General features: G+C 57.3%; 1 rRNA gene. It reads right to left on the reverse strand.

Annotation, left to right across the window (positions count from 1 at the left end):
* Positions 1–255: ribosomal RNA gene (locus C5S61_RS04465) — 23S ribosomal RNA — on the reverse strand; the annotation flags it as partial.

Below are 255 nucleotides of genomic sequence, written 5' to 3' on the forward strand. Positions count from 1 at the left end.
GGTAACTTACTGACAGCAAGGACATGCTATCCTGGAGGTCTCGCAACCCGGCACACGCAACGCTGTCCTGCTTTGACACGTGCGCCGTTTAGGCTCTTCCCGGTTCGCTCGCCGCTACTTCGGGAATCGTTTCTGTTCCTCGGGGTACGTGAGATGTTTCAGTTCCCCCGGTGCCCTTCCTGTGACTATAGATTCACCACAGGATCACCACCCATCACGGTGGTGGGGTTGCCCCATTCGGAGATGGTAGGGTCA

Source organism: Herpetosiphon llansteffanensis, assembly GCF_003205875.1.
In the GTDB taxonomy this organism is placed as follows: domain Bacteria; phylum Chloroflexota; class Chloroflexia; order Chloroflexales; family Herpetosiphonaceae; genus Herpetosiphon; species Herpetosiphon llansteffanensis.